The sequence below is a fragment of the Shinella curvata genome (genome assembly GCF_022899935.1).
GTDB lineage: Bacteria > Pseudomonadota > Alphaproteobacteria > Rhizobiales > Rhizobiaceae > Shinella > Shinella curvata.
The window spans coordinates 1,195,978-1,208,419 of the sequence record NZ_JALJCJ010000001.1 but is presented as its reverse complement, the minus strand read 5'-3'; the positions used below and the strand labels follow the sequence as shown (position 1 = coordinate 1,208,419).

The window sequence follows — 12,442 nt, the reverse complement described above, 5'->3', positions numbered from 1 at the left end:
CGGTCCTGCCGCTATTTTCATTTTACGACCGCGTTTGCGAACACCGCCCTCAACGCGGCTTCATGCGCGGGATTTTCCAGCATGATCTGAGCGCCGGGGATTACCCGGTGCTGCGCGAATATCTCACCCGATCGCGCAAAGTCGTCCTCGTCCATGAACGCCGGATAGATCAGCGATATGCTATCGGCGGTTTGGTATCGGTTGCCGACCGTTGAAAAGTCGCCCAGCTTCATTGCTGCGACTTCGACCTCCCAGCGCGGTTTCTCCACAAAGAAGTTGTAATGCCATTTGAAGCGATATTGCTGTGTCAGACCGGGTATCTCGTAAAAGGCATCATCAAAGCCTTTGTCCTGGCCCGCGTCCTCGAATTGGTTAGCTGCTGTGCGATCAACTTGCCAATCGGCAGAAGCCGCGCGGTTGCGCGCACTGTTGCAGGCGAGGCAGGCAGCAACGATGTTAGAGCTGTCGTCGGTGCCGCCATCGGCTAGTCGCACGACATGCTCGGCGGTGCATTCGAAGCTTTGCAGATTGGAAACGGGATCGGTTTTGTGACTGCGTAGGGCTGTGACGCGTTTAAGCGCGTGATCTTCTGGCTCGAAAGCACGCTCCCACATCGGCCACTGGCAGTAATAGCAGCGGCCATTCTGTTCATTATAGGCGCGCACGCGCTTCGTTCGGAGGCTCATGCGCCCGTTGCTCCATTGGCATCGGGAAAAAACCTCGCATGCCGGAGGCTAATGAGACGTTAGAAAGTTTCGTTTAGTTCGGGGGAAATTCGATCCGGACGGATCATTCGGCGAGATTTTAGATAGTCTTGATATTCGAGTCTTTGTCGTCTTCGACCGTATCAGGGTCTGTGCATGTATTTCGAAGACGTCTTTGGTTCTCTTGAACCTTGTCATTTACTCATGGTTTTCAACTGCCGCTCTGGGAAAGCAGCAATCGTTATGCCAATCCGTGCGCACGAGGGACCACCGGCGAGGCCAGGGTGGTGTCATTGCGAACGTATGTGTCAGGTAGTGTGAAACTGCCGGGCGAGGACGGCCTGATCAGGGCTGAATTGCACGCTAGCCATTTCTTTCATGCAGTACCCGGCCGCGCCAGCCAAATCGTAGATCGCTTGAAAATCCGTGTCGCCGGATTGCGTCAGCCGGTTCCACTTCATCAGCGTCAGGACTTCAAGATCGTGGCACTTCGCGGCCGGAAAGCGTAGAAGCCCATGGGCGTGGATATTCGTTTTGGTATGCTCGATGATGAAAAGACCATCGGTGCGCTGATCAGGTGAAACTTGGCTCCAATTCCGGCCGAGCAGTGCCCTGTCCATCATGGCGAGGTATTCACCGATCAAACGTGTCATATCAAGCGTCTTCGATATCTCCGACACCTTCGGTTCGCCCTGATATCTCCACGTCAGCGCCTTGGGTGGTCCATTCTTTTGATCTTTCTTCTCGCGAGGGTCGGTCTTGGCCGTGTCATTCGTCGTCAGGGTGACAAAGGCATTCGGCTGCATTTGCAGCCCGAGTTTCATATAGGCGTCCCGCAGACGTCGACGTTGTTCTTTATTGTTATGCTCCATGCCGTCCTCCTGCTGCTCCTTCAGCAGCATCGTTCCGATAAATATCTCAGTTATTTAGCGGTCAGCAGCAGAACTCTGCGTCAAACAGGTCAGAACCGCAGGTATTGAAGGAGGGAGCGAAATGAACAATGACATCGAATTTCTGGAAAACGTCTGCGAGCGCATGCAGCAGGTGGGGCTCGTGCAAAGCAAGGCCGATTTTTCAGCGCGGATGCTCGGCAAGGGACCAAGCTATCTCACGTCAATGAGCGCCCGAGACAGAAAGGTGCCGGATGAGGTCATGACGTTTCTCGCCGGGCAACTACACAACGCTATTTTCGACGATGACGTGGAGATTTTACGGCTGAACGCCGAAGCCGAGCGCCGCGAACGTTGCCGCACGCACCGCACCGACATGCTGGATTGGCTAAAACGGCACCAGACGACCGAGGAGAAACCGCAAGAGCGCCTGCCGACTTCTACCAACTCCGCACCGTTCATACAGCGGCTTGTCGGTTGGTTGCTGCGTGGACGTGTTGTGACGCCATGACCTATGCCGTGTTTCACGACAACTGCGGCTATAACAGATCGACAGCCGCCTTCATCATCTCGTCGCGCACGTCTATGTATCGCTGCGTCGTTGTCAGGTTGCGGTGTCCCGCGAGTGTCATGATGACCTTCGGACTGACACCCGAATGTGCAAGCCGGGTGATGAACCAGCGGCGACCGCTATGCGAGGTCGCCCCGTCGAGACCGGCACTCCGGTAAAGCTGTCCCAACAGTTGGCAGAGCGTGTTCGCGGAAAATGCCGTGCGTTTCTGTGTTAGCAGCAACGGCATGTCGGCTGCCCGGTCTTCGGACCATTCGCCTCGGTGTTTTTCGATCTCCCGGCGGAGCTTGTCGTTCAGAAATACGACACGCGCATGCCCGCCCTTGGTGACTTCCGCGCTCAGACGCAATTGCTCGCGCACCTTGCCATCGCCGTCGATTACATCTCGCACGGTCAGCGCGGCAATCTCACCGACGCGCAATCCAGCGAAATGCGACAGCATCAGCGCCAGCCGGTTACGTCCCGCATGTTTCATCTGCGCGACCACCGCCAGCAGCCGCTTGAATTCCGCATCCGTTAAAACCCGAGCTTGTTTCATCAAAACCTCACGAAAGGCAGCTTTTCCATGCCGTTCGTTATGTTGCCGATGAGCAGCAAGGGCGAGACCCTGACGCCAACTGAAAATTACTCTACGAGATCAAGGCTTTCCTACTGTCTCACTTCCGAACATCAGGATTTGTAAATTTTCTTAGGTTTGGTCCATCACATGATCGTTCATTGAGTCTTCGGATATTCGCGGCTCGCCCGCACAAAATGGCGTCCAATGATCGTGTTCATCAACACCGCCGTCCCGAGTTAGATGGCGACGGCTTCCAAACCAATGAAGCGAATGCGTACACCGTAGCCCATCGCGGTAAGTCGAGAAGTTTCGTCCCGGAGCGAAATCTTACTGAAGAACGGAATATTGAACGCGCCGTTCGCCCGCGGAGTATCGGCGATCCAAAATTCGACGGTCCAAGGCCTCTCTACATCCGCCAGCGCGATCCGCAGCCTATCTGACGCATCTGCCCCGGAAATCTCGGCGGTTAGAGCAATGAGTTGGTCCCAAGCTGCAGGGTAGCGCTTGAAATTCTGCGCAGCGTTCGATCCCTGCTTGAAAAAGTGGCTAAGGACGCTTGAGCGCCTTGAACTCTTTTTCACATGGATAAAACGTTTGTCGATGATATCGAGTATATCGCACGGCTCGAAATCTGAGCGTTGGACACCGGGAATGTTCACGCTTCGGGTGTCCAGTAAAACATAGCCAAGCGCTGCCGCACGCTCCGCGTTATAGCTTGCCTCTGTCTGATACCGGCCATTCCCGTCTTCATCGTACTCTTTGCGGAGAGGTACCGGTGGGTTGTCCCATTCCACGACGAGATTGCTGTAAGTATCCTCGATCGCCGTCTTAAAAATCTCATCGATCCTATACCATTCACCTTCGTTTGCCGCATATCGCCCACCATCGTGAACCATCGAGCCGACGAGTGCCTTGCGGATTGACCACTTTTGATCTGGCCGCGCGTCATCCTCGAATTCAGCTATGATCCTATGATCCCTAAGGGTTTGCGCGTCTACGTCGGCAATCCTCGCTCCCAAAGCCGATATGTAGTGTCGCATCAGAAGATCAGGAAATCTGCCACGCAATCGTGGGCCAGAAAAACAATAAGCGACTCCATCGTCATCGTGGTTCGCTGGCAGCCCGAGTTCAAAGTCTGCCTGACCCTGCCTAATGCTTTCGGCCGCTAAGTTGTCCAATGTGGTTATGAGACGGCTGTCCGCGATCGGCGTGACGACATCGAGTATTTGGAAGGCAGTCTCCTGATACCGCGTCGCCGTGAATAGCTCGAGCGCCTCGGCCGCGATCTGGGGGAGATCATTGAGATCATACTCCCCCGTGACCTTGAGCGAGCGAGCGCCCGCCAGCGAATCTGCTAAAGCATCGTCTCGTGTCTTCCCGCTTACCTTGCGAACAAGATCTAGCGCATCATCGAGCCCGAAAGAGCGCAGATCACGTTGGAACGGAGAGAGCGACACTCCTCTCATGGCGTCGCCAAGGTTAGCGCGCTCAAGCCGCTTGAGCTTACCATCATCCAACGCGTTGATCGCCGCGCGCAGACCAAAATCACCCTCGAAATTTTCCTCCGCAAGATACATCCATCCATGCGCGAAGGTTGCAGCAAAGATCCGTTCGGATACGCGAAAGGCAAGAATTGCACATGCCGAGTTCGTTTGGATATTTCCCGGTATCTGAAATTCACCACGCAGTTCCCGCAGCCACTTCGGCGGCATTTCGCGAGAGTCGAAGACATAAAGACATGCCCCTTCCGCGAAGTCTTCCCGGATGACTGCGTGTAAGAATGGAGTTCCGATTTTGCCGGCCGCGACCTCCGACAACAACTGAGCAAAGTCCTCGACATCAGGCTTGGCCAAATGCAGCGTGTATGACTTCCTTGCCATCACTCCCCCAATCCGCATCTCCACACGAATACAATGTGGCGTTGTGCCCATAAAGGCAACTACTGATTTTGAAAGCCGGCTTGACGACGTTCTGACAGTTCAGCGATCAGCCGATTAAATTTCGCACCGATCAAGGGGCGACTTCGATTCGTCCCAAGTTTGCAAAAACAGCGTCTTTATACTGAAGGCTGTGCTGCGAATCAGCGGAGACACTTTAGCCTGTGCTGAGGAAGTGTTGCCCTACGAGATTAAGGCTATCTGTTTCGTCTCTTTCCAGAACGTCAGGATATGTGCATTTTGCTAGGTAAAAATGGGAGCAATGCGCAACAGCAAATCGCGTGGCTGTTTGGTGGCGACGCTTCTTCTTGCGATACCATTCGAGGTGACAACCAAGAATATGATTGGTCCCCCTACCCATCGAAGCTGGATCATGTCCCGCATCCGGAGTACGGATACGGCACCTGAGATGGTGATCCGAAAGCTCGTTCATTCGATGAGCTATCGGTACCGATTGCACGCTAAAGACCTGCCAGGGAAACCGGACTTGGTCTTTCGCGGGCGCCGGAAAGTGATTTTTGTAAACGGTTGCTTCTGGCATAGCCATGATGACGAACGGTGCCGTCTCTCAAAGCTTCCAAAGTCTCGAATTGACTACTGGCAGCCCAAGCTGGCCAGAACCAAAGAGAGAGACCGGAAAAACGAAGAACTGCTCATGGCTAGGGGGTGGGATATTTTAGTGCTGTGGGAGTGCCAAATCAAAAGAGGTTCGGGGCTCGCGAAGCTGCTTAGCGAATTCTTGGGTAGCTGATGCAAACACCTGTGAGGGCTGAACCGATAGGAACAAATTAGCAACACATATTCAAAATCTGTGTGATGATTTTCTCCTCACTTGCGAAATTCCGATAGGCCGTGCATGGTAGCGCGACTGAGGAGGCGGCTTTTGTCCTTCTTTTTCAGCGGGTTACGGGTGCGCCCGATTCGGGTGCTTGACCAAGGAATTATGATACATATGGCACCAAAAGGTCCTTCCCCCCGTACTGAAGCCAAAACTGACCGGTTAAATCAAGCAGGCTTGATCCCTACGCTGAGCTTGTTTTCCGGCGCTGGCGGTCTCGACATAGGCTTTCTCCAAGCTGGGTTCGATATCAGAGCATGTGTCGAAATTGAAAATTCATACTGCGACACCCTTGAAGCAAACGTTGGCCGCCACAACAGCTATGGGGCGGCAACGAAGGTTTTCCGACAGGATATCCGCGACTTCGACGCCACGAAATTTCGTGGCATGGGAATTAGATGCGTCATCGGCGGACCGCCGTGCCAGACGTTTTCAGCCGCAGGTAGGCGTTCCGGTGGGGTTATCGGTATTGATGATGATAGAGGGCAACTCTTCAAAGCGTATTGCCGAATTCTAGACGAGCTGCAACCTGAAGTATTCCTTTTCGAGAATGTTTATGGGCTGCCAGGAGCGAATGGTGGAGCGGCTTGGCGAGAGATCCATGAAGCCTTTGCGCAACGGGACTATGAACTTAATTGGGAAGTCATAGATGCTGCAGACTATGGCGTGCCACAGCACCGAGAGCGATTGATCCTAGTTGGCCACAAGCGGGGCAAGTTCGCCTTCCCGCTCCCGACCCATGGACCAGATGCAAAAAATGGAAAGGCGCTCGTTTCTGTGGAAACCGCGATTGCCGATCTCCAACAAGAGAATGAACCATATCACGATAATCTCGGCGGCCTGTACGGGCACCTACTTCCATTTGTTCCAGAGGGTCTCAATTACGCATATTTCACCGCCGAGATGGGACATCCCGCGCCGGTTTTCGCATGGCGATCGAAATTTCATGACCTTTTGTATAAGGTCGAACGAAATGCGCCATGTAGAACGATCAAGGCACAACCGGGAAAGTTCACGGGGCCATTTCATTGGAAGAACCGCCACTTTACCGTGCCAGAATTAAAGAGATTGCAGAGCTTCCCCGATAACTACGAGATCGTCGGAAGCTTCGCCAAGGTCTTGGAACAAATCGGCAATTCCGTTCCTCCGCGCCTAGCCTATGCGCTTGCTGTATCAGTAAGGGAGCAGCTACTTGAAAGCACGCAGGACTTAACGTTCGCAGTTCGCCCGGCGAACTTCAAATCCACCTTTCGTCAAAGGCAACGCCTGCGAAGCGCTCGCTTCGCCGAAGTTGCCAAGGAAGCGATCGCGACGCAATATCCCGCTTCAGCCACCCACAATAAGCCATCTGCAGTTGCAGAGAGGGAATCGTACAGGTTAGCACCCAAGAACCTCTTTGATCGAACAAAGCACGCTGCAGACCAGAAAATATCTGGCGAACGAGCATATTCGATAGAATGTTCCGATTTGGGTCCGCATATCGAGATGGAATTTCGCGGGCCAGCGAAGACGAACAGGGTCTCAATCGTGGAGATCTCCGGATTAAGGAAGTATCTGCCCAATTACGACACGCTCAGACTGACAGCCCAGGTTGAATCTCTCGTTGACGTGTTTCACGTTTGGGCCGCAGTAGAAGATGCACTAATCGCACGGTCGCGTTTTTTCAGTCTGATTGACATTTATGGTCACTATGCGAACCGCGGAGACACAGTTTCAATCAACGCGGACTGGAATTTGTTGATTGACAACAAAAGCTTGGAGCTTCTGAACTTCTTTAGTAAGACTGAAAATTGCGGAGATTTTCATAATCTCAAGCAACTTCAGTCGTCAGTGGGAATGAATTCCCAGCAGTTCCGCGATTGCGTCTCAAAGTTGCGAGAAGTTCGTTTCGATGTTCGAACCTCGAGAACGCATGCGATCATAGGTGCCGAACGCACTTTGTGCACGTATCCGTTTCCGTTGCTATCTCCACGCGCTCTTGTGGAAAGCCGCGTGCAGTTGATTGACGCACAGACAACCAAAGATAAGGTAGCTGTCGCAAGCTAAATCAGCTTGCCAAGCCGCATCACTTATCGGGTTTCCATGTCAAGAGCTGACCTCGCTAGCACCATGGCCGCCGCCGTCGGCCATGAAGTAGCCGCCATAACAAATTTGGGCGACGGCTGGCCCTCACGGCTCACCGTGACAACTTCAACAGGTGACCGGCCTGTAGCGGCACATCTCTCGAAAACCAGTTCGCATAACCGCAAGGATTATGAATGGCGATTTCAAAATCCTGCAAATTCTCAGGCAGTTGAAGAACCTGAGGGTCACAAACCCCTACTGATCGGCATCGATGAGACAACCGGGCAGCAAATACTTGTGGTTGTTGACGGGACGTCACGAGTCGGGAGAACGGCCAGATTTTCTATCTTGTTCAATCATCGGATTGTTCAGGAAGCTAGTCAGAATGGGTGGAGCCAATACACCTCGAACACGGGAGAACAGATATTTGCGCTTCGACCGCGGCTGCTTCCGGCCCTGCTGGAGATGCTGGATAACCACGTTATAATTCCCACCGCCCAGGTTTCTGATGCAGCGAAAGCAGCGGGCGTTATCGAAGAAAACGACGCTGAAAGCGGAGAGCGCGCTCGCCGTACCATTTCTTCATACGTAAGAGACGCTGCTTTCAGTAAAAAGGTTAAGCAGGCCTACGGCCACAGGTGTGCGATGTGTGGCCTTAAGCTAGGCTTATTGGCGGGCGCACACATTTACCCTGTTTCCGCGCCAGGATCTGAAGATGAGGTATGGAACGGAGTTCCCTTATGTCACAATCATCATGCTGCTTATGATGCACACCAGCTATGGTTCGACAACGAGTATCGCATACACATCAAACCCGAATTCTTAGCGGCCGCGCACGACGACGAAAGCTCCAGACGCTTCATCGACCAGACCTTAAGCGAACTTATTGTTCCGGAACAGGCAGAGAGTCGGCCAAGGGGAGCTATGATTAAGGCGCGGCGAGATTATTACCCTCTCGAATACGATTGGCTACCGAATTGAGCGCTCGAAGGTAGCACAGATGCAGCACACGGCTGATTCAGGCTATTATATTTCAAATACTTCGAGGCCTTGTCTTTCAGTTCCGATCACAGCTAACGCGCGACCGGCTTTCAGGCCATTTTCAGTCGCCGGTGCTGAGCTAGTTTCCGATCCGGTGCTGGCGCACAAGGTAGCGCATTCCTAGTCCAGTATTGATCTAAGTTCGGTGAAAACAAAAGCTTAGAACCATGGACAACCAATTCCGATGACGCGGATTTGCCGTGCTAAAAATTTCTCCACTGAGCTAATTTCCTCTTGACCGCAGAGGAGCGCAAGGTAGCGCAGTTCCAGTCCAGTTTCGAGCGTACATCATATAAAACAATAGCTTAGAACCATGGATAACCATTTCCGATTCCAAAGGTCACAGGTTCGAATCCTGTCGGGTGCGCCATTTAAGCACGCATTTTTGAAATGATCATGCCACCTCTGTCTGGCTGTGCCCTGTGACGGGGGTGGGCCTGTGCTGCCTGCTGCAGCTGCTGCCCCGACTTCAACCTCCTTGAAAAGTCTCCTGACGCGTCGAGGATTGCTGGGTAATGCGGGCAAGCGAGCCATCCATGGATATGAAACGTGATCGGCACCGTCGTCGGTATTTCCGCACCGGATCAGTGTGAAAATTACGTCATATGCCGCGAATACGATCCAGCGTGACCGTAAGTGCTTCGGCGACATTGTGGCTGCTGAAGGGGAGATGAAAGGGGGCTGATATGGTGACCTATTTGGCGGATGGGAATGCTCGGATCGTGACTCCGCATGTCTGGTTCGGTGGTTTCAAGGAGCCAAACAATGGGCCATACACGACCGTAATACGAACGAGCACCGAATACGGCCTCGCAACCTACTACGATGAAACTGGAGGGCGTAGTTCTTTTTCCGGCGTGGATTTGAAATACGACTCGAAAGGACGGATTGTTGGCGGATATTTTACGGAATATCACTCGTATGATTTGGAATTACTGGATTGGAATATTTATAATACTGAGGACATGACGGGTTTCAGGGTTTCGGCGAAAGCCGTCTTTGATGCCGGTGTCAGCAAAGAAACGATGGATGACGCGCTTCTTTTTTCCGTCATTTTCTCGGGGAACGACACGTTCGGAGGGGGGCAGAAACGAGATGTCGTAAGAGCATATGGAGGAGACGACGTACTCTCCGGCAATGGCGGCAATGATTCCTTGCTGGGGTGGGCCGGCAGGGATGAGCTCTTTGGCGGCGATGGCAATGACTTTCTGCATGGCGGTCTGGGGGATGACAAGCTTTATGGCGGTGCGGGGCTCGACCGCCTTTATGGTGGTGGCGGCCGAGACATCCTGTCGGGAGGCTCCGGAAAGGACACGTTCATCTTCGACCGTGTGTCCAACAGCACGGTGTCTGCTTTTGACACCATCATCCAGTTCAACCGCGCCGACGACATCATCGACCTGGCGAAGATCGATGCGGACGCCGAATTATCCGGTGATCAGGCATTCACCTTCATCGGGACGTCCGCCTTCAGCGATACGCCGGGTGAATTGCGTTCGTTCATCTCGAAAAAGGGAGGGACGTATATTCAGGGCGACGTTGATGGGGATGGCGTTGTTGATCTTCAGATCAAGCTTTCCAACAACCTGGAACTGACCGCGCTGGATTTCCTGGCCTAGAACGATTTTGACAAAAAAGACCGGGCGACATCGTCGCCCGGCCAGTTGCCTTGGGAGCTTTGATCCGTCAGGCGACGGAGATCTGGCGCTTTTCTTCGACGGATTTCACGGCGGCGTCGGCAAGCGCCAAGGCGGCGAGGCCGTCGGCGCCTGATGGCGTGATGGTGGCGCCCTTTTCGACCGCGGCGATGAAGGCGGCGATCTCGTTGGCGTAGGCTTCGGTGTAGCGGGTCATGAAGAAATCGTGCAGCGGCGGGCGGGTGTAGCCGTCACCGTTGGCGATCTCGATGGAGACGGGGCGCTGGTTCTCGGCCGAGACGACGCCCTTGGAGCCGTGCACCTCGATGCGCTGGTCATAGCCGTAGGTGGCGCGGCGCGAATTGGAGATGACGGCCTGCTTGCCGGACTTGGTTTGCAGGATGACCGAGACGCTGTCATAGTCGCCGGCCTTGCCGATTTCCGGATCGACCAGAACGGCGGCGGTGGCGGAGACCGAGACGACCTCTTCGCCGAGCAGGAAGCGGGCCATGTCGAAGTCATGGATCGTCATGTCGCGGAAGATGCCGCCCGAGCGCTTGATGTAGTCGACCGGCGGGGCGCCGGGATCGCGCGAGGTGATGGTGACCATCTCGACGTCGCCGATCTTGCCGTCGTCGATCGCCTTGCGCACAGCCATGAAATGCGGGTCGAAGCGGCGGTTGAAGCCGACCATCAGCTTGCCCTTGGTCTCTTCGACGACCTTCATGCACGCACGTACGCGGTCGACATCGAGATCGATCGGCTTTTCGCAGAAGATGGCTTTTCCAGCGCGGGAAAAACGCTCGATAAGGTCGGCATGGGTGTCGGTCGGCGTGCAGATCACGACGGCGTCGATATCCCTGGCGGCTTCGATCGCCTCGATGGTGCGGACGTCGCAGCCATACTGCTTGGCGATGGCATCGGCGGCGGCGGGGAAGGCGTCGGCGACGGCGACGAGCACGGCGTCGGGATTGCCGGTAACGGCCTTGGCGTGGACCTTGCCGATGCGGCCGGCGCCGAGAAGACCAAATCTCACAGTCATCTTCATTCTCTCAAATAAGCCGCATGCTTGGGGACCATGCGGGAGGAGGGGCGGGGCGATACGCTCGCCCCGCAAAAGCGCCGCGGCGAACCGCGAGGGTTTGGTTACGTCTTGCGCTTCTTCTGGCGGTAGACGTCGACGACGACGGCGGCCACGATGATCACGCCCTTGACGATCTCCTGGTAGAAAGCATCGACGCGCAAGAAGGTAAAGCCCGAGGTCATGACGCCGAGGATGACGGTGCCGATGACCGTGCCGGTGATGCGGCCGACACCGCCGGCAAGCGAGGTGCCGCCGATGACGGTCGCGGCGATCGCATCGAGTTCGTACATCACGCCCATGCCGGCCTGCGCGGTCTGGGCGCGGGCGGCGGTGACGACGCCGGCGAGGCCAGCGAGCGCACCGGCAATGGCATAGACCTTCACAAGATGGGCTTCGACATTGATGCCGGAGACGCGGGCGGCCTGCACATTGGCGCCGATCGCATAGGTGAACTTGCCGTAGCGGGTGTAGCGCAGCGCGATGTGGAAGATCACAGCGACGACGAGGAAGATGACAACGGGCCAGATGCCGGTGCCGATGAAGTTGAACTGTTCCGTCAGGCCCGAGACTGGCTGGCCCTTCGTGTACCACTTGGAGATACCGCGCGCCGAGACCATCATGCCGAGCGTGGCGATGAAGGGCGGGATCTTCGTCTTGGCGATGAGCTGACCGTTGATATAGCCAGCAAGCAGACCGACGCCGATGCCGAGTGCCACGGGCACGATGACCGGCATGTCGGTGAGCGACGGATAGAGCGCGCGCGGCCAGGTGGAGGCTTGCGCCAGCGAGGCGGTGAACATCGCCGTCATGCCGACGACCGAGCCGGACGAGAGGTCGATGCCGCCGGTGATGATGACCTGCGTCACGCCGACGGCGATGATGCCGATGACGGAAACCTGCAGGATGATGATCGTCAGGCGCTGCGGGTTCATCAGGAAGCTCTGGCCGACGAAGATCCAGCCGAGGATTTCATAGACCAGCGCAATGCCGACGAGGACGAGAAAGATGTTGAGTTCCGGCGGGAGCCGGCGGGCAGATTTCTGCGCAGCGGCCTGGGCCTGCGCGGCGGAATTCGTGCTCATGATTACCTCCCTTGCGGCCGCCCGGCGGCCTTAAA

Annotated in this window: 11 protein-coding genes; 5 read left to right on the top strand and 6 right to left on the bottom strand. The window is 55.2% G+C overall.

What is annotated here, in order from left to right:
* Positions 1–17 precede the first annotated feature (17 nt).
* Positions 18–686: an HNH endonuclease gene (locus MUU55_RS05715; protein WP_244759779.1), complete on the bottom strand. Its 669-nt coding sequence runs from the start codon at positions 684–686 to the stop codon at positions 18–20.
* Between the two features lie 326 nt (positions 687–1,012).
* The gene (locus MUU55_RS05710) at positions 1,013–1,606 is read right to left on the bottom strand and encodes a hypothetical protein (RefSeq protein ID WP_244759778.1); all 594 of its coding nucleotides are present in this window, start codon (positions 1,604–1,606) and stop codon (positions 1,013–1,015) included.
* Between the two features lie 91 nt (positions 1,607–1,697).
* On the opposite strand from MUU55_RS05710, the gene MUU55_RS05705 reads away from it, so the two are divergent.
* Entirely contained in the window at positions 1,698–2,105 is a 408-nt protein-coding gene (locus MUU55_RS05705; protein WP_244759777.1) for a DUF4158 domain-containing protein, read from the top strand.
* A 28-nt stretch (positions 2,106–2,133) separates the two neighbouring features.
* On the opposite strand, the gene MUU55_RS05700 is transcribed toward MUU55_RS05705, so the two are convergent.
* Together MUU55_RS05700 and MUU55_RS05695 are read right to left on the bottom strand one after the other, a co-directional pair.
* Positions 2,134–2,703: a tyrosine-type recombinase/integrase gene (locus MUU55_RS05700; RefSeq protein WP_244759776.1), complete on the bottom strand. Its 570-nt coding sequence runs from the start codon at positions 2,701–2,703 to the stop codon at positions 2,134–2,136.
* A gap of 257 nt (positions 2,704–2,960) precedes the next feature.
* Entirely contained in the window at positions 2,961–4,604 is a 1,644-nt protein-coding gene (locus MUU55_RS05695; RefSeq protein ID WP_244759775.1) for a DUF6119 family protein, read from the bottom strand.
* 310 nt (positions 4,605–4,914) lie between these two features.
* On the opposite strand from MUU55_RS05695, the gene MUU55_RS05690 reads away from it, so the two are divergent.
* The 4 genes from MUU55_RS05690 to MUU55_RS05675 all read left to right on the top strand — a co-directional run bounded on the left by MUU55_RS05690 (position 4,915) and on the right by MUU55_RS05675 (position 10,223).
* On the top strand, positions 4,915–5,412 hold the full coding sequence (locus tag MUU55_RS05690) for a very short patch repair endonuclease (protein WP_342346046.1): 498 nt from the start codon (positions 4,915–4,917) through the stop codon (positions 5,410–5,412).
* A 132-nt stretch (positions 5,413–5,544) separates the two neighbouring features.
* Entirely contained in the window at positions 5,545–7,545 is a 2,001-nt protein-coding gene (locus tag MUU55_RS05685; protein WP_244759774.1) for a DNA cytosine methyltransferase, read from the top strand.
* 63 nt (positions 7,546–7,608) lie between these two features.
* Complete coding sequence (locus MUU55_RS05680) at positions 7,609–8,544, top strand: HNH endonuclease (protein WP_244759773.1); 936 nt, start codon at positions 7,609–7,611, stop codon at positions 8,542–8,544.
* Positions 8,545–9,290: 746 nt separating this feature from the next.
* Positions 9,291–10,223, top strand: coding sequence for a M10 family metallopeptidase C-terminal domain-containing protein (locus MUU55_RS05675; RefSeq protein WP_244759772.1), 933 nt, complete (start codon positions 9,291–9,293; stop codon positions 10,221–10,223).
* 67 nt (positions 10,224–10,290) lie between these two features.
* On the opposite strand, the gene iolG is transcribed toward MUU55_RS05675, so the two are convergent.
* Together iolG and MUU55_RS05665 are read right to left on the bottom strand one after the other, a co-directional pair.
* On the bottom strand, positions 10,291–11,283 hold the full coding sequence (iolG, locus tag MUU55_RS05670) for an inositol 2-dehydrogenase (RefSeq protein ID WP_244759771.1): 993 nt from the start codon (positions 11,281–11,283) through the stop codon (positions 10,291–10,293).
* 104 nt (positions 11,284–11,387) lie between these two features.
* Positions 11,388–12,407, bottom strand: a complete 1,020-nt coding sequence (locus MUU55_RS05665) for an ABC transporter permease (RefSeq protein WP_244759770.1) — start codon at positions 12,405–12,407, stop codon at positions 11,388–11,390.
* Positions 12,408–12,442: the final 35 nt, after the last annotated feature.

Excerpts from the sequence above, each read along its gene's own strand:
- MUU55_RS05715 (WP_244759779.1), bottom strand. The coding sequence starts at position 686 with ATGAGCCTCCGAACGAAGCGCGTGCGCGCCTATAATGAACAGAATGGC.
- MUU55_RS05710 (WP_244759778.1), bottom strand. The coding sequence starts at position 1,606 with ATGCTGCTGAAGGAGCAGCAGGAGGACGGCATGGAGCATAACAATAAA.
- MUU55_RS05705 (WP_244759777.1), top strand. The coding sequence starts at position 1,698 with ATGAACAATGACATCGAATTTCTGGAAAACGTCTGCGAGCGCATGCAG.
- MUU55_RS05700 (WP_244759776.1), bottom strand. The coding sequence starts at position 2,703 with ATGAAACAAGCTCGGGTTTTAACGGATGCGGAATTCAAGCGGCTGCTG.
- MUU55_RS05695 (WP_244759775.1), bottom strand. The coding sequence starts at position 4,604 with ATGGCAAGGAAGTCATACACGCTGCATTTGGCCAAGCCTGATGTCGAG.
- MUU55_RS05690 (WP_342346046.1), top strand. The coding sequence starts at position 4,915 with ATGGGAGCAATGCGCAACAGCAAATCGCGTGGCTGTTTGGTGGCGACG.
- MUU55_RS05680 (WP_244759773.1), top strand. The coding sequence starts at position 7,609 with ATGGCCGCCGCCGTCGGCCATGAAGTAGCCGCCATAACAAATTTGGGC.
- MUU55_RS05675 (WP_244759772.1), top strand. The coding sequence starts at position 9,291 with ATGGTGACCTATTTGGCGGATGGGAATGCTCGGATCGTGACTCCGCAT.
- iolG (WP_244759771.1), bottom strand. The coding sequence starts at position 11,283 with ATGACTGTGAGATTTGGTCTTCTCGGCGCCGGCCGCATCGGCAAGGTC.
- MUU55_RS05665 (WP_244759770.1), bottom strand. The coding sequence starts at position 12,407 with ATGAGCACGAATTCCGCCGCGCAGGCCCAGGCCGCTGCGCAGAAATCT.